20 protein-coding genes, 5 tRNA genes and 1 pseudogene are annotated in these 20,875 nt (G+C 33.4%); 1 reads left to right on the top strand and 25 read right to left on the bottom strand.

Annotated elements, in window-relative coordinates:
- Nucleotides 1-24 precede the first annotated feature (24 nt).
- From rplL to QMA06_RS12670, 24 genes are all read right to left on the bottom strand, one after another.
- On the bottom strand, nt 25-399 hold the full coding sequence (gene rplL, locus QMA06_RS12555) for a 50S ribosomal protein L7/L12 (RefSeq protein WP_290207213.1): 375 nt from the start codon (nt 397-399) through the stop codon (nt 25-27).
- A gap of 60 nt (nt 400-459) precedes the next feature.
- Nucleotides 460-981 carry a 50S ribosomal protein L10 gene (rplJ, locus tag QMA06_RS12560; protein WP_290207214.1) on the bottom strand — a complete coding sequence of 174 codons (522 nt, stop codon included), beginning with the start codon at nt 979-981 and terminating at the stop codon, nt 460-462.
- Nucleotides 982-1,000: 19 nt separating this feature from the next.
- Nucleotides 1,001-1,690 carry a 50S ribosomal protein L1 gene (gene rplA, locus QMA06_RS12565; protein WP_290207215.1) on the bottom strand — a complete coding sequence of 230 codons (690 nt, stop codon included), beginning with the start codon at nt 1,688-1,690 and terminating at the stop codon, nt 1,001-1,003.
- Between the two features lie 11 nt (nt 1,691-1,701).
- Complete coding sequence (gene rplK / locus QMA06_RS12570) at nt 1,702-2,142, bottom strand: 50S ribosomal protein L11 (RefSeq protein ID WP_290207216.1); 441 nt, start codon at nt 2,140-2,142, stop codon at nt 1,702-1,704.
- A gap of 66 nt (nt 2,143-2,208) precedes the next feature.
- The gene (gene nusG, locus QMA06_RS12575) at nt 2,209-2,754 is read right to left on the bottom strand and encodes a transcription termination/antitermination protein NusG (protein ID WP_290207217.1); all 546 of its coding nucleotides are present in this window, start codon (nt 2,752-2,754) and stop codon (nt 2,209-2,211) included.
- Nucleotides 2,755-2,774: 20 nt separating this feature from the next.
- Nucleotides 2,775-2,969 carry a preprotein translocase subunit SecE gene (gene secE, locus QMA06_RS12580; protein WP_290207218.1) on the bottom strand — a complete coding sequence of 65 codons (195 nt, stop codon included), beginning with the start codon at nt 2,967-2,969 and terminating at the stop codon, nt 2,775-2,777.
- 49 nt (nt 2,970-3,018) lie between these two features.
- Nucleotides 3,019-3,091, bottom strand: a tRNA-Trp gene (locus QMA06_RS12585).
- Between the two features lie 63 nt (nt 3,092-3,154).
- Entirely contained in the window at nt 3,155-4,342 is a 1,188-nt protein-coding gene (gene tuf, locus QMA06_RS12590; RefSeq protein WP_290207219.1) for an elongation factor Tu, read from the bottom strand.
- A 71-nt stretch (nt 4,343-4,413) separates the two neighbouring features.
- Nucleotides 4,414-4,485: transfer RNA gene (locus QMA06_RS12595), tRNA-Thr, on the bottom strand.
- A gap of 122 nt (nt 4,486-4,607) precedes the next feature.
- Nucleotides 4,608-4,680: transfer RNA gene (locus QMA06_RS12600), tRNA-Gly, on the bottom strand.
- A 214-nt stretch (nt 4,681-4,894) separates the two neighbouring features.
- Nucleotides 4,895-4,976 (bottom strand) — tRNA-Tyr (locus tag QMA06_RS12605).
- 105 nt (nt 4,977-5,081) lie between these two features.
- Nucleotides 5,082-5,155, bottom strand: a tRNA-Thr gene (locus QMA06_RS12610).
- A 114-nt stretch (nt 5,156-5,269) separates the two neighbouring features.
- On the bottom strand, nt 5,270-5,572 hold the full coding sequence (gene hpf / locus QMA06_RS12615; protein WP_290207220.1) for a ribosome hibernation-promoting factor, HPF/YfiA family: 303 nt from the start codon (nt 5,570-5,572) through the stop codon (nt 5,270-5,272).
- A gap of 163 nt (nt 5,573-5,735) precedes the next feature.
- A complete protein-coding gene (locus QMA06_RS12620; RefSeq protein ID WP_290207221.1) occupies nt 5,736-6,626 on the bottom strand; it encodes a tyrosine-type recombinase/integrase in 891 nt (296 codons plus the stop codon).
- A 116-nt stretch (nt 6,627-6,742) separates the two neighbouring features.
- The gene (locus tag QMA06_RS12625) at nt 6,743-7,909 is read right to left on the bottom strand and encodes an acyl-CoA dehydrogenase family protein (protein WP_290207222.1); all 1,167 of its coding nucleotides are present in this window, start codon (nt 7,907-7,909) and stop codon (nt 6,743-6,745) included.
- A 13-nt stretch (nt 7,910-7,922) separates the two neighbouring features.
- Nucleotides 7,923-8,807 (bottom strand): ComEA family DNA-binding protein, encoded by an 885-nt coding sequence (locus QMA06_RS12630; protein WP_290207223.1) that lies wholly within the window; start codon nt 8,805-8,807, stop codon nt 7,923-7,925.
- A 16-nt stretch (nt 8,808-8,823) separates the two neighbouring features.
- Nucleotides 8,824-10,773: an alanine/glycine:cation symporter family protein gene (locus QMA06_RS12635; protein ID WP_290207224.1), complete on the bottom strand. Its 1,950-nt coding sequence runs from the start codon at nt 10,771-10,773 to the stop codon at nt 8,824-8,826.
- A gap of 97 nt (nt 10,774-10,870) precedes the next feature.
- The gene (locus QMA06_RS12640) at nt 10,871-11,893 is read right to left on the bottom strand and encodes a potassium channel family protein (protein WP_290207225.1); all 1,023 of its coding nucleotides are present in this window, start codon (nt 11,891-11,893) and stop codon (nt 10,871-10,873) included.
- Between the two features lie 6 nt (nt 11,894-11,899).
- On the bottom strand, nt 11,900-12,127 hold the full coding sequence (locus tag QMA06_RS12645) for a PspC domain-containing protein (protein ID WP_215924728.1): 228 nt from the start codon (nt 12,125-12,127) through the stop codon (nt 11,900-11,902).
- A gap of 130 nt (nt 12,128-12,257) precedes the next feature.
- The gene (locus tag QMA06_RS12650; RefSeq protein ID WP_290207226.1) at nt 12,258-13,532 is read right to left on the bottom strand and encodes a DUF2851 family protein; all 1,275 of its coding nucleotides are present in this window, start codon (nt 13,530-13,532) and stop codon (nt 12,258-12,260) included.
- A gap of 33 nt (nt 13,533-13,565) precedes the next feature.
- Nucleotides 13,566-15,269 (bottom strand): PAS domain-containing hybrid sensor histidine kinase/response regulator, encoded by a 1,704-nt coding sequence (locus QMA06_RS12655; protein ID WP_290207228.1) that lies wholly within the window; start codon nt 15,267-15,269, stop codon nt 13,566-13,568.
- A 23-nt stretch (nt 15,270-15,292) separates the two neighbouring features.
- Complete coding sequence (locus tag QMA06_RS12660; protein WP_290207229.1) at nt 15,293-16,417, bottom strand: FIST signal transduction protein; 1,125 nt, start codon at nt 16,415-16,417, stop codon at nt 15,293-15,295.
- A gap of 335 nt (nt 16,418-16,752) precedes the next feature.
- Complete coding sequence (locus QMA06_RS12665) at nt 16,753-17,733, bottom strand: PLP-dependent cysteine synthase family protein (RefSeq protein ID WP_290207230.1); 981 nt, start codon at nt 17,731-17,733, stop codon at nt 16,753-16,755.
- A 161-nt stretch (nt 17,734-17,894) separates the two neighbouring features.
- Nucleotides 17,895-19,127 carry an ABC transporter permease gene (locus QMA06_RS12670; RefSeq protein WP_290207231.1) on the bottom strand — a complete coding sequence of 411 codons (1,233 nt, stop codon included), beginning with the start codon at nt 19,125-19,127 and terminating at the stop codon, nt 17,895-17,897.
- A gap of 9 nt (nt 19,128-19,136) precedes the next feature.
- Between QMA06_RS12670 and QMA06_RS12675 the strand changes: the two genes are divergently transcribed.
- On the top strand, nt 19,137-20,435 hold the full coding sequence (locus QMA06_RS12675) for an exo-beta-N-acetylmuramidase NamZ family protein (protein WP_290207232.1): 1,299 nt from the start codon (nt 19,137-19,139) through the stop codon (nt 20,433-20,435).
- 175 nt (nt 20,436-20,610) lie between these two features.
- Here the strand turns inward: QMA06_RS12675 and QMA06_RS12680 are convergent.
- Nucleotides 20,611-20,730 (bottom strand): annotated as a pseudogene (locus QMA06_RS12680) (glycerophosphodiester phosphodiesterase family protein); the annotation flags it as partial.
- Between the last annotated feature and the right edge of the window lie 145 nt (nt 20,731-20,875).

Raw genomic sequence — 20,875 nt, forward strand, 5'->3', positions numbered from 1 at the left:
ACCTTGTAATGTAGATGGGTAAGCTTACTTAAGCTCTACCTCAGCACCAGCTTCTTCTAACTGAGCTTTTAATGCTTCAGCTTCGTCTTTAGCTACACCTTCCTTAATTGGGCTTGGTGCATCATCAACTAAACCTTTAGCGTCTTTTAAACCTAAACCAGTTAATTCCTTAACTAATTTTACTACAGCTAATTTAGAACCACCTGCAGCAGTTAAGATAACATCAAATTCAGTTTGCTCTTCAGCAGCGTCTCCACCTCCAGCAGCTGGACCAGCCATAGCTACTGCAGCAGCAGCAGGCTCAATACCGTACTCATCTTTTAATATAGTTGCTAATTCGTTAACTTCTTTTACTGTAAGGTTAACTAATTGTTCTGCGAAATCTTTTAAATCTGCCATTTTTCTAATTTTAATAATTGTGTGTTATATTTTAATATTCTATTGTGTGTGCTTAATCGATTATCCTTCTCTTTCAGATAATGTTTTAACGATTCCTGCGATGGTACCACCACTAGATTTAAGTGCTGAGATTACATTCTTAGCTGGAGACTGTAACAATCCTACAATATCACCAATAAGTTCTTCTCTAGACTTAATATCAACTAATGCATCTAGTAAATCATCTCCAATGTAAATAGACTCCTCAATGAATGCACCTTTTAATAAAGGTTTTTCAGATTTTTTACGGAATTCTTTTATTACTTTAGCAGGTGCGTTTCCTGTTTCAGAATACATTACTGATGTATTACCTTTTAAAGTCGTTGGTAACTCACCGAATTCTTTTTCCGATGCATCCATTGCCTTCTCTAAAAGGGTATTCTTAACTACAGCTAACTTAATGTTAGATTTGAAACACGCTCTTCTTAAATTTGAAGTTGCTACGGCATCTAATCCTGAAATATCTGTTAAATAGATATTTGTATTATCTGCTAATTGAGCAGTCAACTCTTCAATTACTTGGGATTTTTCTTCTCTTGTCATAATGTTCTAAGTTTAACTACTATCCTATTTTTGTGTCAATTGCTATACTAGGGCTCATTGTACTCGACATATAAATGCTCTTTACATAAACACCTTTTGAAGCAGTTGGTTTTAACTTCATAATGGTAGATAATAATTCCTTGGCATTACCAATAATTTTATCAGTACTGAACGATGCTTTACCAATTGGCGCATGTACGATACCTGTCTTATCTACTTTAAAATCTATCTTACCAGCTTTAACTTCTGCAACTGCTTTAGCGACATCCATTGTTACTGTTCCTGTTTTAGGGTTTGGCATAAGACCTCTTGGTCCTAATACTCTACCTAATGGTCCTAACTTACCCATAATGCTTGGCATAGTAACGATAACGTCAACATCCGTCCAACCATCTTTAATTTTTTGTAAGTACTCATCTAATCCAACATAGTCAGCACCCGCTTCTTTTGCTTCTGCTTCTTTATCTGGAGTAACAAGCGCAAGAACCTTCATATCCTTACCTGTACCGTGAGGTAATGAAACCACACCACGTACCATTTGATTGGCTTTACGTGGATCTACACCTAATCTAATTGCTAAATCTACTGATGCATCAAACTTAGTGTACGTAATCTCTTTTAGTAATGCTGAAGCTTCTTCTAGAGAGTAGATTTTATTATTATCTACCTTTGCTTGCGCTTCTTTTTTCTTCTTTGTTAATCTTGCCATTTCTAAAAAATTTAGTTTGGAGCTTCTCCTCCTTTAACAGTGATACCCATCGATCTTGCTGTACCTGCAACCATTTTCATAGCTGATCCGATTTCAAAGGCATTTAAATCTACCATTTTATCTTCTGCAATCGCTTTTACTTGATCCCAAGTTACTTTTGCTACTTTACGTCGGTTTGGTTCTCCTGATCCTTTCTTTACTTTGGCCGCTTCTAATAATTGTACTGCTGCTGGTGGAGTTTTGATTACAAAGTCAAATGATTTGTCTTTGAAAACCGAAATTACCACAGGTAAAACTTTACCTGGTCTATCTTGTGTTCTTGCATTAAATTGCTTACAGAACTCCATGATATTAACTCCAGCGGCACCTAAAGCGGGTCCTACCGGTGGCGATGGATTCGCAGCACCTCCCCGAACTTGTAGCTTAACTACTTTGTCTATTTCTTTTGCCATTTCTTAATGTTTATTACGCTTATCTATATTTGGAAGCATAGATAAGCGCTCTTTATGTAACAATTATTAAACTTTCTCTACTTGCATATAACTTAATTCCAATGGTGTTTTTCTTCCAAAAATCTTAACCATTACTTCTAGTTTACGCTTTTCTTCATTAATTTTTTCGATAGTACCATCAAAACCATTGAAAGGTCCATCGATAACTTTAACAGTTTCTCCTTTTGTAAATGGAATCGCTACATTGGCATCAGCCTCAACAGATAATTCATCTACCTTACCTAACATTCTGTTAACTTCAGATTTTCTTAATGGTACAGGATCACCACCTTTTGTTTCACCTAAGAAACCAATTACATTTGTAATCGATTTAATAATGTGAGGAATCTCACCACTTAAATTGGCTTGAATCATTATATAACCTGGAAAGTAAACTTTTTCTTTGTTTATTTTCTTTCCATTACGAATTTGAATCACTTTCTCTGTCGGTACTAAAACCTGATCAACAAAATCTTCTAAACCCAATCTTGAAATTTCATTTTCAATATAGCTTTTGATTTTATTTTCCTGACCGCTTACCGCTCTAACAACATACCACTTTTTATCAGACATCTTCTTCTCTTGTATAATTGTTAGTGAATCAAATCGAAATAAGCTTTTACCGCTTTACTAAAAACAGTATCAACTCCCCAAATAGCTAGTGAAAATAGTATTGAAAACACAGCAACTATAACCGTTAATTTTTGAGCTTCTGGCCATGGAGTCCATGACACGTTATTCTTTAACTCTTCAAACGATTCTTTTATATATGTTGTTAATCCTGCCATTTGATAATATCTTTATTAAGGACTATTAAATAATCCATTTATACTTTTGCACGGGTTGAGAGACTCGAACTCACGACACCTGGTTTTGGAGACCAGTGCTCTACCAACTGAGCTAAACCCGTAAACAATAATCAAGGCGTCCCGAAATATCGAGACACCTTAATTAATTATTTCAACTATATTGTTTAGTCTAATATTTCAGTAACCTGACCAGCACCAACTGTTCTACCACCTTCACGGATAGCGAAACGTAAACCTACGTTCATTGCAATTGTGTTAATCAATTCTACAGTAATTGTTAAGTTGTCACCAGGCATTACCATTTCAACTCCATCAGGAAGCGCAATGTTTCCAGTTACATCAGTTGTACGCACGTAAAACTGAGGACGGTAGTTATTATGGAATGGAGTGTGACGTCCACCTTCTTCTTTTTTAAGGATATAAACCTCAGCCTTAAACTTAGCGTGTGGTGTTACAGAACCTGGCTTAGTAATTACCATACCTCTAGAGATTTGAGACTTCTCAATACCTCTTAATAAGATACCAGCATTATCACCAGCTTCTCCTCTATCTAAGATTTGACGGAACATTTCAATACCAGTAATAGTAGATGTTAATTTCTCAGCACCCATACCGATGATTTCAACAGGATCACCTGTATTTGCTACACCAGTTTCAATACGACCAGTTGCAACAGTACCACGACCTGTAATTGAGAATACATCTTCAATTGGCATTAAGAATGGCTTATCCATATCACGAACAGGCTCTTCAATCCAAGCATCGACTTCTTTCATTAATTCCATTACAGTATCAACCCACTTTTGCTCACCATTAAGTGCACCTAAAGCAGAACCTGCTACTACAGGACCATTATCACCATCATATTCGTAGAATGACAATAAATCTCTGATTTCCATTTCAACCAATTCTAATAATTCTTCATCATCAACCATATCCACTTTATTCATGAATACAACGATACGAGGAATTCCTACCTGACGACCAAGTAAGATATGCTCACGTGTTTGTGGCATAGGACCGTCTGTAGCTGCAACAACCAAGATAGCACCGTCCATTTGAGCAGCACCAGTAACCATATTCTTTACGTAATCCGCGTGACCTGGACAGTCAACGTGAGCGTAATGACGATTAGCAGTTGCATATTCTACGTGAGAAGTGTTAATTGTTATACCTCTTTCTTTTTCTTCTGGTGCATTATCAATTTGATCAAATGATCTTGCTTCAGATAAACCTGCATCAGCTAATACTTTAGTAATAGCAGCAGTTAAAGTTGTTTTACCGTGATCTACGTGTCCAATAGTACCAATGTTTAAGTGTGGTTTTGAACGATCGAAAGTTGCCTTTGCCATGTTTAATTTATTTTAATCTTATTTAATATTAGTGTTCAATTGTTATTTCTTATTCTGAACTCAGAAAAAAGAGCCAATGACGAGAATTGAACTCGTGACCTCTTCCTTACCAAGGAAACGCTCTACCCCTGAGCTACACCGGCGTAAAGTGTTTACATCCCCATCGCAAAGAATGAGATTCCTGCCTTCGCAGGAACTTTTGAACGAAAAACCAAACTCACAACAACTACATTTATCATCACTCTTTAGTCCGATCTCGTTTTTGAGCGAGAGACCGGGTTCGAACCGGCGACATTCAGCTTGGAAGGCTGACGCTCTACCAACTGAGCTACTCTCGCATTTTATCAAAATTTTTACATTCTGAAAGGTAATCAATACTTCAAATTCATTTCTAGATCACTTTGCTTTTATCAACCTTCTTTTAAATACACACTTAAAACGAAAGCTGCCTTATTACACTCAGTAATCCTGGATCAGAAACCCGATCCATTAATTCTAAAAAAAAGCTTCACAAAAGTCACCTTTTGACAACTCTTTATTAAGAATTATTTGTGGGGAGAGCAGGATTCGAACCTGCGAAGACGTAGTCAGCAGATTTACAGTCTGCCCTCGTTGGCCGCTTGAGTATCTCCCCAAACATTTTAGAAATTTCAAATATAACACTTAAAATTTCAAAAAAAAATTTCAATTAACGTTCTCAAATCTAAAATTTGAGTTTCCTGAACTTTCAGGAAATTAGAGCCGATGGAGGGACTCGAACCCACGACCTGCTGATTACAAATCAGCTGCTCTAGCCAGCTGAGCTACATCGGCTTTTTCTTACTTTTTTATCGTTGAAAATCGACTCAAAAAAAGTCCGCTATTTCTAACGGACTGCAAATGTAATGTTTTATTTATTTAATCAAAACATTTTTTGAAAAAAATTCTCTAATTATGTGCTCTTAATTTTTCTTTTCGTTTTTGAATCTGTCTTCCTAAAGAGGCAATCGCAGCATCTGCGCCCTCTTCAAACGTTTTACATTGTTTTTTCACTACGAAACTATCTCCAGGAACATTTAATTTAACTTCAAATAATTTATTTTCTTTATCACTAGTTTTCTGAACTTTTAAATACACATCGGATTGAATTATTTTATCATAATACATATCTAATTTATCCATACGCCTCTGAATAAAATCTATTAGCTTCCCATCTGCTGTGAAATTTACGGATTGAGTGTTTACTTTCATGTGATTATTTTTTATGGTTTATAATTAATAATATGTAACATTTGTTCTAGTATTTAAAGAATCTTCTTATTTGACTAGATACTAATATTTCATAAATTTTAGTATATTAAAATTTAACCTAGGTATTAGATCGTAAAAAACTAAACACCTTTGGCGAATTATATTATCGTTGATTTCTAGGATGTGATTTAGCATGTACTTTTTTTAATTCGTTTATACTGCTATGTGTATAAACTTGAGTAGACGCTAAACTTGTATGTCCAAGAAGCTCTTTTACTGTATTTAAGTCCGCACCCTGATTAAGCAAGTGTGTTGCAAACGAATGCCGTAATACGTGAGGGCTGCATTTTGCTTTCGTAGATGCTTCACTAAAATACTTATTTATTATTCTGTAGACAAGTTTTTCGTAAATTTTAAGACCATTTTTTGTTAAAAATAACAACTCAGAATCTTCTATTACTGGTAAACGCTTTCGATATTCTAAATAGCCATTTAACGACTTCGATAATGAACTTATTAAAGGTATATATCTTTCTTTGTTACGTTTCCCTAGTACTTTTATTTGATTGTTATTCATATCTACATCCACCACCTTTAAATTTACGAGTTCGATACGTCTAATTCCGGTAGCATAAAACAATTCAATTATAAACTGATTTCTTGCACTATTAAAATCGTTGATTTCAATTGAATTTTCCAAAACGGTTTTTAATTCCGTCTCCGAAAATGGCAACTGAACCTTCTTACCTATCTTTAAAGCTTTATGTTGTTTTAAAGGATTTACCAAAATGTCTTCGGTTTTAAGCAAGAATTTGTAATAGGTATTTAACGAAGATATTTTTCTGTTAATGGTACGGTTAGAGATATTATTATCGACTAAATCCACAATCCATTGCCTAATTTCAGAGTAACCAACTTCGCTTACATTTTCAGAATTGTGATGTTGTTTTAAAAAATATTGAAAACTTTCTATATCGCGAGTGTACGCTAAAACGGTATGTTTGGAATATTTTTTTTCCAATAATAAATATTCTGAAAAGGTTTTAAAACTCATTCGGTATGTTTGATTGACAATAAATATAACTCAACCCTACTATTATTATTCCATTTTAAGCAAAAAAAATCCTGCGTAACAGCAGGATTCTAGTTTTAATCAAATTAAAAACCATTTTAAGTAGCTGGTTTATAATCTTTATTATCAATGACGAGCTTAGCAATAATTTCTTTCAAGATTTCTGAAGTTCCTCCACCAATTGGCCCCAATCGACTATCTCTTGACATACGTGCCAATGGATATTCTTCCATATAACCATATCCACCTAAAAATTGGAGACATTGATATATAACGTCATCCGCCATTTTTGTAGATTGTAATTTAGACATCGTGGCTTCTTTTACAACATAATCTCCCATATCTAAACGTTTTGCCACATAATAATTAAATTGTTTACAAATTTCCATTTGTGTTTCGCAATCAGCATAAGTATGTCTTAACGCTTGAAACTTATCAATAGTCCTTCCAAAAGCTGTACGTTCGGACATATATTGTTTTGCATATTCTAACGCATATTCAGCTCTAGCATGAGAATTTACACCCATAATCAATCTTTCTAAAGAAAAATGCTGCATAATATATGGGAAACCTTTTCCTTCTTCACCCATTAAATTTGAAGCCGGAATAACCACATTATCAAAAGCAATTTCCCCAGTATCTGAAGCTCTCCATCCCAACTTATCTAATTTGGTTGCCGAAATGCCTGGAGTATCTCTATCCATTACAAAGATGCTGATGCCTTTATTTCCTAATTCTGGACTGGTTTTAGCAGCAACTACTAAATAATCACTATAAACGCCATTGGTGATAAAAGTTTTAGAACCATTAATGATATAGGTATCATCTTTTTTGACGGCCGTTGTACGCATCCCAGCAACATCACTTCCCCCAAATGGTTCTGTAATACATAGACAACCAATTTGGTCTCCTGCAATACTATCGGCCAAATATTTTTCTTTTATAGCATCATCTCCTTCTTTATTAAGATGCGTCATTGCTAAATAGGCATGCGCCCACATCGCTGCAGCAAACCCACCAGAATTTATGCGCTGTAATTCTTCTAAAAATATAACGGTATAAAATAAATCTAAATCGAGTCCGCCATATTTTTCGGGATAGGCGAGACCAAAATAGCCCATATCACCAAACTTTTTCCAAATGAAGCGTTCTATATGACCCGTTTCTTCCCATTTATCAATATGTGGAACTACCTCTTTTTTCAAGAATTCTCTAAGACTTTCCCTGAATAAATGATGTTCTTCTGTAAAATATAAATTAGACATAAATTGTTGTTTATTATAGATGCAAATATAGCTTAATTATCTCGATTTTCTTGATGGGAAAATCTTCAACATTTGTTAATTCTTCCAAAGATTTAAAGCCCTCTCTTAAAGTGCGTTCTTCTATTATATTATTGGCCACTTCATAATCAATATATTGAATAGTAACCAACTCATCTCTTGTTGCCGTATTAATATTAAACTTTTCAATTGCTCTTGGTGTTTTTACTGTAAAATCAAAATTAATGCGTTCAATAACTTCGGGTGATAATCCGTATATTTCACTTAGTTGTACGTTAGACACAAAACCTCCTTTAAATTTATCTCGATATTTTATAATACGTTCTGATAATTTTTCGCCTACTCCATAGACTTTTTTCAGCTGACTTGCCGTTGCTAAATTCAAATCTACCTTTTGATTATACGTTTTTGGTTTTGCTGAATTTGAATATGAATTACTATAAGAAGTCTTTGGTTTTGGATTAGTTACCCAATCAGGGAATTTAAAATAAGGAGAAATGGTTGCTAAAAATGAATCTGACACCTTAGTTACCGATTGAAAATCCTTTGCGGAATTTATCCATTGATTTGTTTTTCTAAATTTGTGAAGCCTATCAATTTCTTCATTAGTCATACCTAAAGTATATCCTTTATAATCTGTAATGTAATTGGGATTGAAAGGATAAATTTTAGGTTTCTTATTCTCAATTTCAACTAAGCGTAACGAATCGATTTCATGTTTAAAGATCTCAAGCTCTTTTTTATTTTCAGGATGTTCATTCTTTGAACCAGCAAATAGTTTTGGCGCAAACCAATAAGCACATTGCAAAATCAGTATAATTGCCAGCAATAAAAAAATCCCATTCCGTTGTTGATTAGAAAACTGGAAATGGGATTTCATATAAAGTTAATTTTAGTTATAAAATTTCATTGAGATCTTCTGCCCCATCTTCAATAGCTTCTTCTTTTACACTTATAGCTTTATAGTATTTTTTTAATTCTAATTTTATAATTGGTGATAAAATAATAACACCAATGATATTAGGAACAACCATCGCAAAAATCATGGCGTCTGAGAAATTTATAACGGCTCCTAAACTAATGGAAGCACCAACTACTACGAAGAATAAAAATAATATTTTATAAGCTAAATCTGAAATTTTCCCTTTACCAAATAAAAACACCCAACCTTGCATACCGTAATACGACCAAGATATCATAGTTGAGAATGCAAATAATATTACTGCTACCGTTAATATAATTGAAAAATGAGGAATAACAGAATCGAAGGCTGTAGCTGTAATTTCTACACCCTCTGTAATCTCTACACCATACTGCATAAAGCCACCGTCGAAATTGGTGATTACAATTACTAGCGCCGTCATTGTACAAATAACCACAGTATCAACAAATGGTTCTAAAAGTGCTACAATACCCTCTGATGCCGGATATTTTGTCCGTACAGCGGAATGCGCAATTGCAGCAGAACCTACACCGGCTTCATTTGAAAATGCCCCTCTTCTAATACCTTGAATCATTACACCAATAAGACCACCAGCAATTCCCAATCCTGAAAACGCACCTTCGAAAATTAAAGCAAACGCATCATCGATAAGTGTAAAATTAGCACCTAAAATTATTAATGACGCCAACACGTAAATACCAGCCATAAATGGCACTACTTTTTCAGTAACTTTAGCTATACGTTTAATTCCACCAATAATAACCACCGCAACTAGTGCTGCCATAACAAGTCCGAAATAAAGGCCGGCATTAGATTCTGGATTTAATTCAAATAACTTTACAAATTGTGCGGCAGCTTGGTTGGCCTGAAACATATTTCCACCACCAAAAGATCCTCCAATCACGAAGATTGCAAATAATACGGCTAACACTTTACCAAAGCCTCCCATACCTTTGGATTTTAATCCTTTAGTAAGGTAATACATTGGCCCACCATAAACGGTACCATCTTCTCCTACATCTCTATACTTTACACCAAGTGTACATTCAGCAAATTTTGAAGCCATACCTAAAAGTCCTGCTACAATCATCCAAAATGTAGCACCAGGACCACCAATAGATAAGGCTACAGCAACACCTGCAATATTTCCTAAACCTACGGTTGCAGACAACGCTGCTGTTAAAGCTTGAAAATGCGACACTTCACCTTCTGCACTTTCGTCCCTGATAGTTTCTAGTACATCTTCACCTTCATTATTTGTACTATCCCCATATAAGGTATCTGCCCCTTTTATTTCTGTATCTATTAATTTACCATCTGAAACAATAGTAGTTGAATCTTCACCATATAACGTATCCGCTCCATGCTTCTCAATATCTTCGTATTGACCTCTCACAACTTTTATTGCCATTCTGAAGCCAGTGACATTAATAAATTTAAAATAGATGGTAAAAAACAAGGCGCCTCCCACTAACACTATTAATACCCAAGGAATACTAATATATGGTGCTCTTGCAGAAAGAACAATTTCTTGATTGTCATTGATATATTGTTGTGGTATTGCAACCGTCGCATCATCTTGAACATATACGTTTTGTCCCGATAGTACAGTTAAATTTGTTGCAATTTTAATACTTGGCATTTTTATTTCACTAAAATATACCGTATCATTTTTAATTTCTTTATTAAACGCCTGAATGTCTGTTGATGCAGTATTTAATTTTACGTTTTCTTCAATTTCACCAAATGGGATTTCCCAAAAAATACCATCGACAAACCAACCTGTATAATTTTTAAAGTTTCTATCTATTTTTTGAGAAGTTGTTTCTTCGGTAATAGGCTCTTGAGCAATAATTGATAAGGGTAGAATAAATGCAAAAAGGATAAGAAGATACTTCTTCATGAGTGTAGTAATTAGTTAGTTTTTGTTATTAAGGTTGACAAGATGCTAAAAAATATTGAGTTTTTAAAGTTTGACACCGTTAAAATAATTAGGGCACTTAAGCGATATTGTATTCAGAATTTAATTTTTGGATTTGTTCTGGACGCCCTAAAACTATAATTTTAGAACCAGGAACTAATTTTGTATCTGCTTCTGGATTAACAATATACTCACCTTTATCGTCCTTAAAACCTATAACCGTACATCCTGTTTTTTTTCGTAAATCTAAGTCTCTAATAGTCTTTTCGTGGGTAGCGTTATAAAGTTGTTCAACTTTTACTTCTTCGATATTAATATTGCGTTCTCCAACAATACCCAAATTATCTATAAATTCCACTAAGTCTGGAATAACCACCAACGAAGCCATGTGATCACCACCTATTCTGTCTGGTAATATTACATTGTTCGCTCCGGCTAACTTAAGTTTATTATATGATGTCTCTTCTGATGCCCTACTAATAATAGTCAGACTAGGATTAATTTGTCTGGCCGAAAGCACTACAAATAAATTATCGGCATCATTGGGCAAAGCACAGATGAGCGTGCTTGCTTTTTCTATGCCTGCTGTAAATAGTGATTCATCTTCGTTAGCATTACCAAATACGAATGATATATCCTCTTCCTGATATTTGTCAATAATAGCTTTATCGCGTTCTATAACGACGAACGGTTTTTGATAGGCAAATAATTTTTTTGCTGCCTGCTTTCCATTACGTCCATAACCACAAATAATTATATGATTGGTCATGGCATCAATTTTCTTCTGCATCTTACGTTGATTTATGTCTTCAAAATTATTTCTACTAAGAATATAATCGGTAATTATTGAAATCGCGTAGCCGACGATGACCACACTGGTTAAGATTAAGCAAATAGTAAAAATCTTAGAGGTTGGATCGAGTGGAATAACTTCTGCAAAACCGACTGTTGTTACGGTAATAACCGTCATGTAAATAGCATCTAACCACTCATAACCTGAGATTAATCGATAACCGAGCACGCCGACGCACAATAAAAAGACCAGCATCATTATTGCTGTATATATCTTGGATCTGTAAAGTCTTAGAAGTGGATTATCCATTGGTTATTATAAGTCGAAAACAGATGAGCGTTTAGTATAAACAATATCTTTAATTCGCATCCAAAACGCTAAAAATAAATACAATGCAAAACCAAAGCCAACAGTTACGAAGGTGAGATACATAAATGACGTTCTCACAATTTTTGCTCTAATCCCCAAACGGTCAGCAATACGCTGACAAACGTAATAGCCTCGTTTTTGAAAATACAGTAAGAGGTTGTAAAACCATTTCATTAGTTAAAATATTAAATTTTAAAAGATAATTTTGAATTGCGCTGAGAACGTATAAAACAAGTTATTTACGCATGTATAACTCAAACGAATTTAGCTATAGTAATATCTTAGCGCAAGTTATAGTATTTAATTAATTTTTCACAATTAAATTGTTACCAACTATACACTGTAAGCACTTATTATTATCACAATAATGATATTTTAATTGCAATAAAGCTTGTGAGTTCAATGCGTTTTTAGCCATTGGTTTTAAGCCCAAGAATTTAGTTACGATACTGTTGTTCTCAATTTTAACTTCCTTTATTAGATCAAAAATACTATCTTCTACTGATTTCCCTTGTGACTTCGCATAACTAAATTTAAGCGGAATTAATGTATTGATGATAAGCAAATCAATAAACGATTTGGTCAACGCTTTTTTAGATACTTTTGAGGACTTTGCAAAGGTATAATGTGTTCGCCAAAAACCAGTAACTCCTAAATTAAAGAAATTGTATATCTCGTCTTTTGTGTTCAACTTCATAACTTTTGAAAATAAATGCTGTTCTAAACTGTATAAGTTGGCAAATTGAGATAATCTTATGGTTGGAAAGTTGGGTGGTCTTAACCTAAAAAAATGTAAAGGGGAAACGCCGTTATTATTGAGATTAAATTTTTGTTTTAGGTAACCATAACGGTTCTTTAAATCTATGTAATAAGCGTCTTCTATCTGATCGTCTGATAGCAAACCCGATTGTCCAAAAAGTAACGCTTCTAAATTTAAAACATTTCCTTGCAGTTTTCTTATGAGTGTAAAATCGATTGAATTTGCCAAACTAAGAAAGGATTCACCATTCACTTTTAGTCCAAAATTCTTCATTAACATCTTAAATAATACCGCCTCCCAATCGTTATTAGATTTTTTCAACAATTGTTCAATCGTTTCAGATTTCCGCTCCAAACGCTCTATATATAAACGTTCTAACCAATTATTCAATAAGAAATCATTTATTTCAGAGAAACTAGTTTCACAATTTATCCACGTTTTCGATTGCAAAAGCCTATGATAATTAGTAAGTAAGTTTTTATCGACATAATGCTTTAATTCTAATGTTGGAATTAGAGTATTATTTTTTCTAAAAATTTCAGAGTCGTGCTCCCAAACGACATGAAGAATAACATTATCGTAAGCTGAATCTTTCTCATGATTATGCAAATACCAATCAGAAGATTTAATATGAATTTCCACATTGCCAGCCCAAAGTTGCCCAGCAATGCTCAGTTGTGCATTGAAAAAATCTGGGCCCGCATTATGGTTATGCCGCCCTAAATTAGCGATATTAATTAGATCTCCATTCGTTGTTTTTAGACTAAACGAATCGAAGGCTTTGTGTTTCCAGATGTAGTGAAGAAAATCTTCTTGCATGTACTAAAATAGGGAAATATCTATTGATTATAACTATACAACATGCCGTTTATTTTCACTATAGTGTTTAAGTAAGCTATGCAGTTCATTAATATCAAAAGGTTTACTTATATAACCATTCATTTTATAACGTTCTGTTTTGGCACTAACTTCAGATTTAGTAAACGCTGTTAAGGCGATTATAGGAATTGTAGATTTAATTTTATCATCCATTTTTCTGATAATCCTTGTGGTATCATAACCATCTAAAATTGGCATTTGAAGATCCATTAAAATAACATCGAAATTTCGACTTGAATAAATATCTAAAGCTTGTTGCCCATTTTTTGCTAACACAAAATCCACATTCCAATTTTTAAGTAATTTTCCTAATATTAAAGCATTAAACTTATTATCCTCAGCTATTAACACTTTTAAATCAATTTGCTCTCGTTGCGAACTAATGTTGTGCTCATCCGTTAGGACTTTTTTCGAAGTTTTAAAAGTAATATCAAACCAAAATGTAGATCCTTTACCAATATTGCTCTCTAAATGTAAATTACTATTTTGAATATTTAACAATTCTTTACTAATATGCAAACCTAAACCAGTGCCTCCGTATATCGTAGACGTATTATTACTAGCCTGTACAAAGCTTTTAAATATATCCTTTTGCTTATCATAGGACACACCTATACCAGAATCTTTTACACTAAACCTAATTGAAGCAGTTTCCTCTTTGGTTTGGATATTTTCAATTTTAAACACGACTCCGCCATCATGAGTAAATTTAAATGCATTACTTAATAAATTTTTTAAAACTTGAGACAACTTAAGACTATCCCCATTAAGGACCATGGGAATACTACTATCAATAATAGTCTCAAAACTTAACTTTTTATTCAATGCAACTTGCTTAAAATGAAGTTGTATGTTTTGTACTAATTCTGAAAGATTAAAATCCTCTTCCGAAATTTTTATTTCTTGGGATTTAAATTTATTTAAATCCAACAAATCATTAATTAAAGCTAATAAATGTTCGCTCGAATATTTTAAAACTTGAAAATTCTCTAATTGTTCAGGTAAAAATTTATCCATTAATAAAATATCGGACATCCCAATTACGGCGTTCAATGGTGTTCGAATTTCGTGCGACATAGTGGATAAAAACTCGTCTTTTGTTTTATTAGCTCGATTTAATTTTATCTCAGTTTCTTTTAATTGGGTGACATCATTAAATGTTCCTATATAACCATTTGCTGCGCCGCTTTCATCGTACGTTAAAGAAAGACGCAACTGAATCCATAAGGTTTTGTTTGAAAAGGTAGTGTGCTTAAATAATGTATTGAATTCAGTTTGCTTTATGGCTTCTAATTCCATTGCTCTTAACGCATCTTGATCCATTGAACTAAACAATAAATCTTTATAATTCTTATTTAATGCAATTTCAATAGGTATGTTAAAAACGTCCTCCCAAGCCTTATTCAAATATTTAAAATCACCATTTAAATCTGTTTTAAATATTACACCTTCAATGGTATTTACAATGGTGTTTAATTCATTTTTTACACTTTCTTTTTCAGTTCTTAAGTTTTTATTTAATTTGTATAGTTCATTAGAACTTTCTTCAAGAATTAATTCAATATGCCTTACATCGTCATCGAAACTTTTATAGGCATCGTTAATTACATTAAAAAAATCATTGAATTTTTCTAAATCCTGAGTGTCAAAATTTGCTTTGCGTATTTGTCTACGCAATAATCTGTGCATATTAGACATCATCATTCTGAGAGTGTAGTTATGGTCATTGTTTGGTTGTGCAATTCGCACGGAGAAAATAAGCTAAAAGGAGCTATTTCACCATAAGAATAAAATCCAGTTATTTTTGGTGCTTTCCCAATAATATCTTGTACGACTTCAACCTCTTCTTCAACCAATTGTTTAAGAACCAGCCTACGCCCGACGCAACTTATTAAAATAGCTAATTCGGTACCGCCGTTTGTACTGTCGTTTGCATTTCTGGCGGAATCTTCAGCACCACTGATAAGTCTATCTACATTTGCTTTCATTAACCTTACATAAGATCCTTCGGGAATATTACCGGCGAAAGTTAAACTTTGATCTGCTTCGTTAATTCCCAAAATGGTTCTCACCACTGGGGTATCGTGCTCATTAACACGCATACTTAATGGAAACAACAAGCCAGAGCTCGGTAAATTTTTAGCATTATGACCCAAATAAGATTTATATAACTCTAATGCAGGCAAACCATCTAACTCATACAATATATTATTATTAGATTTAGTTACTAGTCTATCAATACCGAAACTGTCCCACCCTCCTTTAGAACTAAACCCTACATTTAATTGATCGCCATAAAAACCGAGACCTACAATAAGTTTGTCTGTAATGGTATTATTGGCAACTACAAATGTTTCTTTAAATTCTGAACAGTCACCAGCTAACCCGCCTGTAATACTTACGTCCTTTAAAACACTTTTTAAACCAGAGACAAGTTCTGCTCCATTGACGTTAAGTCCATCACTAAACACTATTACATGTTTTAAATCTTTTGCGTTTAATTGATTGGCAAGAGCCATACCAGCATTTGAACTATCGGTCATAGACGTCACATGCTCTTTAACTAACTTGTGATTTACTTTTTCCAGTTTTATAGCCGTTAGAGATACCGTTTTATCAGAAACACTAATACCAGAAATTTCACCAGCAGTAGAACATCCTAAAATCGTCGCATTTGGATAACACTCTAATATTTTGTCGACCAAAGCACGCTTTTCCTTAAATAATGGTGAAATAAAAAGTAGAAAAATATTGGGTATAAACTTAATTTCAGACAAAGAACCTTCCCATGTGGCATCTTTTAAAGATAGCTGTTCTACTTTCATTATAAATTTAGATGGATTTTATTAAAGCATTTTGACGAACAAATATGCATTTCAGCTAAAATATATCAAATATTTGATATCACAAAGATTAATTTTAATTAAAAGAGTTTGCATATTAACGGTCTTTGGGCACCAAGTTTTATAGTTACGTAGCAAATCCTAACCAGCTAATAGTTTAATTTTGATTGTTGAATAAATTAGTCCAATTACGACTGCCCGAGGAAAATATAAAACAAAAAAATCTTGAGTAATACTCAAGATTTTTTAACTTACATTCATAATTATATTTTAACTTCAATACGATTAGTATCTTGTATAAAGCCATAAACTCTTAACTATTCAATATAATTCATGTCTTTCATCCACTGGTCATTAAACATTTTTCCAACATAGCGACTCCCATGATCATGAAATAACACGACAACCACATCCTCTGGTTTAAAATGTTCTTGTAATTGTAAAACGCCTTTTATGGCAGCACCTGCCGAATTTCCTAAAAACATTCCTTCTTCTTTAGCTAATCTCTGCGTATAAACCGCAGCATCTTTATCGGTAACTTTAGTAAAACCATCTATGATATCAAAATTAACATTCTTAGGTAATATATCCTCACCAATACCTTCGGTGACATAAGGATAAATTTCATTTTCATCGAACTCACCTGTTTCATGATATTTTTTAAAAACCGAACCATACGTATCAATACCCCAAACTTTAATATTCGGATTTTTCTCTTTCAAGTATTTACCAACACCAGAAATTGTTCCACCAGTACCAACACCTACGACAAAATGAGTGATTTTACCATCAGTTTGTTCCCAAATTTCTGGACCTGTACTCTGATAGTGTGCTTTGGTATTACTCAAATTATCATATTGGTTAACGTACCACGAATTTGGTGTTTCTTCTCCTAAACGCTTAGAAACTGAATAATAACTTCTTGGATCATCTGGCTCTACATCTGTAGGACATACTACCACCTCAGCTCCAACCGCTCGAAGAATATCCATCTTTTCTTTAGATTGTTTATCACTAATTACAAAAATACATTTGTATCCTTTTACAATGGCTGCCAATGCTAATCCCATCCCCGTATTGCCAGACGTACCTTCAATAATTGTACCTCCTGGTTTTAAACGGCCATCAGCTTCTGCATCTTCAATCATTTGCAAGGCCATTCGGTCTTTTACTGAGTTTCCAGGGTTAAAAGTTTCGTATTTTGCGAGTACTAAACACGGTAAATCTTCCACTAGTTTGTTCATCTTTACCAATGGTGTGTTTCCTATTGTACCAAGTATATTTTCTTTGTAATCCATAGTTGTTTTTTCGAAGTTGCAAAAATAAGGGAAAAGTTAAAAGTATATAGTTAAAAGTTCGTTATTATACCGTTCAGTCTTTCCGCAATGGGCTATGTCTTTTATTAAAAAAGTATAATCGCAATGTTAATTGCAAATTGTAAACATTTAACGGCACATTATCAATCAAATCGGATAGCCTTAACTGGCGAAATCTTAGAAATAATTATAGAAGGAATTAGCAGCATTAACAAACACGCTATAAAAGTACCTAGATTAAGCATTATAATATAATCCCAACTGATATAGACGGGCGCATTATTTACATAATAAGTGTCTGGATTTAATGGAAATAATTTAAAGTACTTTTGAGCAAACAGTAAACCTAATCCAATAGTATTTCCCCAAAGTAACCCCAAACCTATTAAGTATGAAGCATTATAAAGAAATACTTTTCTTATCGTCCAATTAGAACTTCCAAGAGCTTTTAATATCCCTATCATTTGTGTGCGTTCTAGAATTAAAACCAACAATGCCGTAATCATATTAATACCAGCCACAATTATCATAATGGCTATAATTCCATATGTATTGTTATCAAAAATTTTAATCCATTCGAATATCGTATAGTATTTTCTAGTAACTGGCACGGCATTTATTAAAGAAGGTATGACCTTATACACCTCTTCAGTTTTTTCTTCGATTTTAGAGAAATCGTCAATAAACACTTCGAAATTACCAATTTGGTCAGCTTCCCATTTATTTAATCGTTGTATATGCCTTAAATCAGCAATACAGAATTTTTCATCGAGTTCTTGAAAACCTGAATTATAAATTCCAACAATTTCAAAATTTATAATTCGAGGCAATCTATCTAGTTGCTCACCGAATAAGGTTTGGAACTTATCACCTATTTTAAACCCTAAGCGATTAGCGAGATATTCTGAAATTAAAATCTCTTCATTACGTTTATTTTTGTAATTTGGAAGTCGGCCTTCAACTAAAAATTCCTCAAAATAATTCCATTTATAGTCTGCTCCTACTCCTTTTATAACAACACCCTCAAAATCGGTCTCAGTTCTTATGACCGCAAATTTGGTAGCCACCGCCTGAATGTGTTTAATTCCATCAACGCTATTAAAGTTTGGGTAAAAATCTTGGTTGATTGAAATAGGCACCTGAGATTCGTCTGATGCATTAGTATCGTAGTTGGTAATTTCTATATGACCATTAAATGCCACAACTTTATCTCTAATCTTTTGTTGCAAACCCAACCCTGTGGCAATGGCTATTAGCATTACAATGATACCAACAGCAATTGCTGCGATACCAATTTTAATTATTGGTGCCGAAACACTACTTTTATACGTTTTATTGCCAATTATACGTTTAGCTATAAATAACTCAAAATTCAAACCTACTATATGCTTTTAAAGGATGTCAAAAATACAGTTTTATTCTCGATAATTATTGTGATATGTTGTCTTACGTTTTCTTGCGGAAATAAAGTTAAGTCTGAAACCCGATTAGAAAAAGCAGAATTTAAACGCAATGATCTTAAACCCCAAAGCATAAAGCTTGAAGGCACTAATAAAGAAAATATTATTGTAGGTTCAAATCGTACTGAACTGTATTTATCTCTATTAAACGGAAAACGCGTCGGTATAGTGGCGAATCAAACGAGTGTAATTTTTAATAACAGCCAGGGAATTACCGAAGACAGAAATTACACTCATTTAGTAGATTCATTATTACTTTTAGATGTTGACGTTAAAAAGGTTTTTTCACCTGAGCATGGCTTTAGAGGAACTGCAGATGCAGGCGAATTGGTAAAAAACGGTAAAGACACTAAAACCGGTTTAGATATTTTTTCACTCCATGGTAAACATAAAAAACCAACAGAAACACAGCTCGAAGATTTAGACATTGTGATCTTTGATATTCAAGATGTAGGTGTACGGTTCTACACTTATATTTCTACATTACATTACGTTATGGAAGCTTGTGCCGAACAAAATGTGCCACTTATTATTTTAGATCGTCCTAATCCAAATGGGAATTACGTCGATGGTCCTATATTAGAAAAAAAGCACCGTAGTTTTTTAGGCATGCATCCGATTCCTTTAATACATGGTATGACCATTGGTGAATATGCAAAAATGATTAATGGTGAAGCTTGGCTTAATGATGGAGTTCAATGCAACATAACTATTGTTGAACTGAAAAATTATAATCATGAATTGACTTACAATTTACCCATCCGTCCTTCCCCAAATTTGCCTAACAATCAGTCTATAATTTTATATCCGAGTTTAGGGTTATTTGAAGGTACAAATATTAATGCTGGTAGAGGAACAGAATTTCAGTTTCAACGTTATGGAGCTCCATTTTTAGATAAAAATTATTTTGAGTTTAGCTATACCCCAATACCGAATTTCGGGTCTAAGCATCCAAAACACAAAAACGAAATTTGTTATGGTGCTGATTTATCTAATATTGAAGCTGAGCGTTCTTTTACATTAAAACATATTATCGATGCCTATAAACATGCTAAAGATAAGTCCAAAGTTTTTAATACCTCAAACTTCACAATTCATGCTGGAACAGAAAAATTACAACAGCAAATTGAAGCCGGATTACCGGAAAATGAAATTAAAGCGTCGTGGCAAAGTGGTTTAGAAACTTATAAAAAAATGCGACGTAAATACTTAATTTATAATTAATTGTTTATTAAACTTTATTGAAGATTTTCAAGTTTGTTAATATTATTCATGCCAGTATTAAAATTAAAAATCGTCAAACTAACACGAAAGACATAGCATTGAGGATTCTAATAATAAACACCATCGTTTTGGCGATTATTTGACAAATGTTTTAGTAACAAGATTACGACCACTCTTAAAGTTGCAGAACCTCAATGAGCTTATTTGGGTAATCGGTGATAATACCATCAACTTGCCAAGCAATCATTTTCTTCATATCCTCTTTAGCATTAACTGTCCAAGGTATAACTTGGTAACCATCAGTTTGATAATTTGAACTTTCCTGAAATAGGTTGACTAAAAATTAAGCAATTAATTACAGTCACTTATGAAAACACAAAATGAACACTGGCGAAAAAAAAGCTATCAAAAAGCAACTTTAGAGACTAAACTTTTAGTCG

Source organism: Winogradskyella bathintestinalis, assembly GCF_030407435.1.
Lineage (GTDB): Bacteria > Bacteroidota > Bacteroidia > Flavobacteriales > Flavobacteriaceae > Winogradskyella > Winogradskyella bathintestinalis.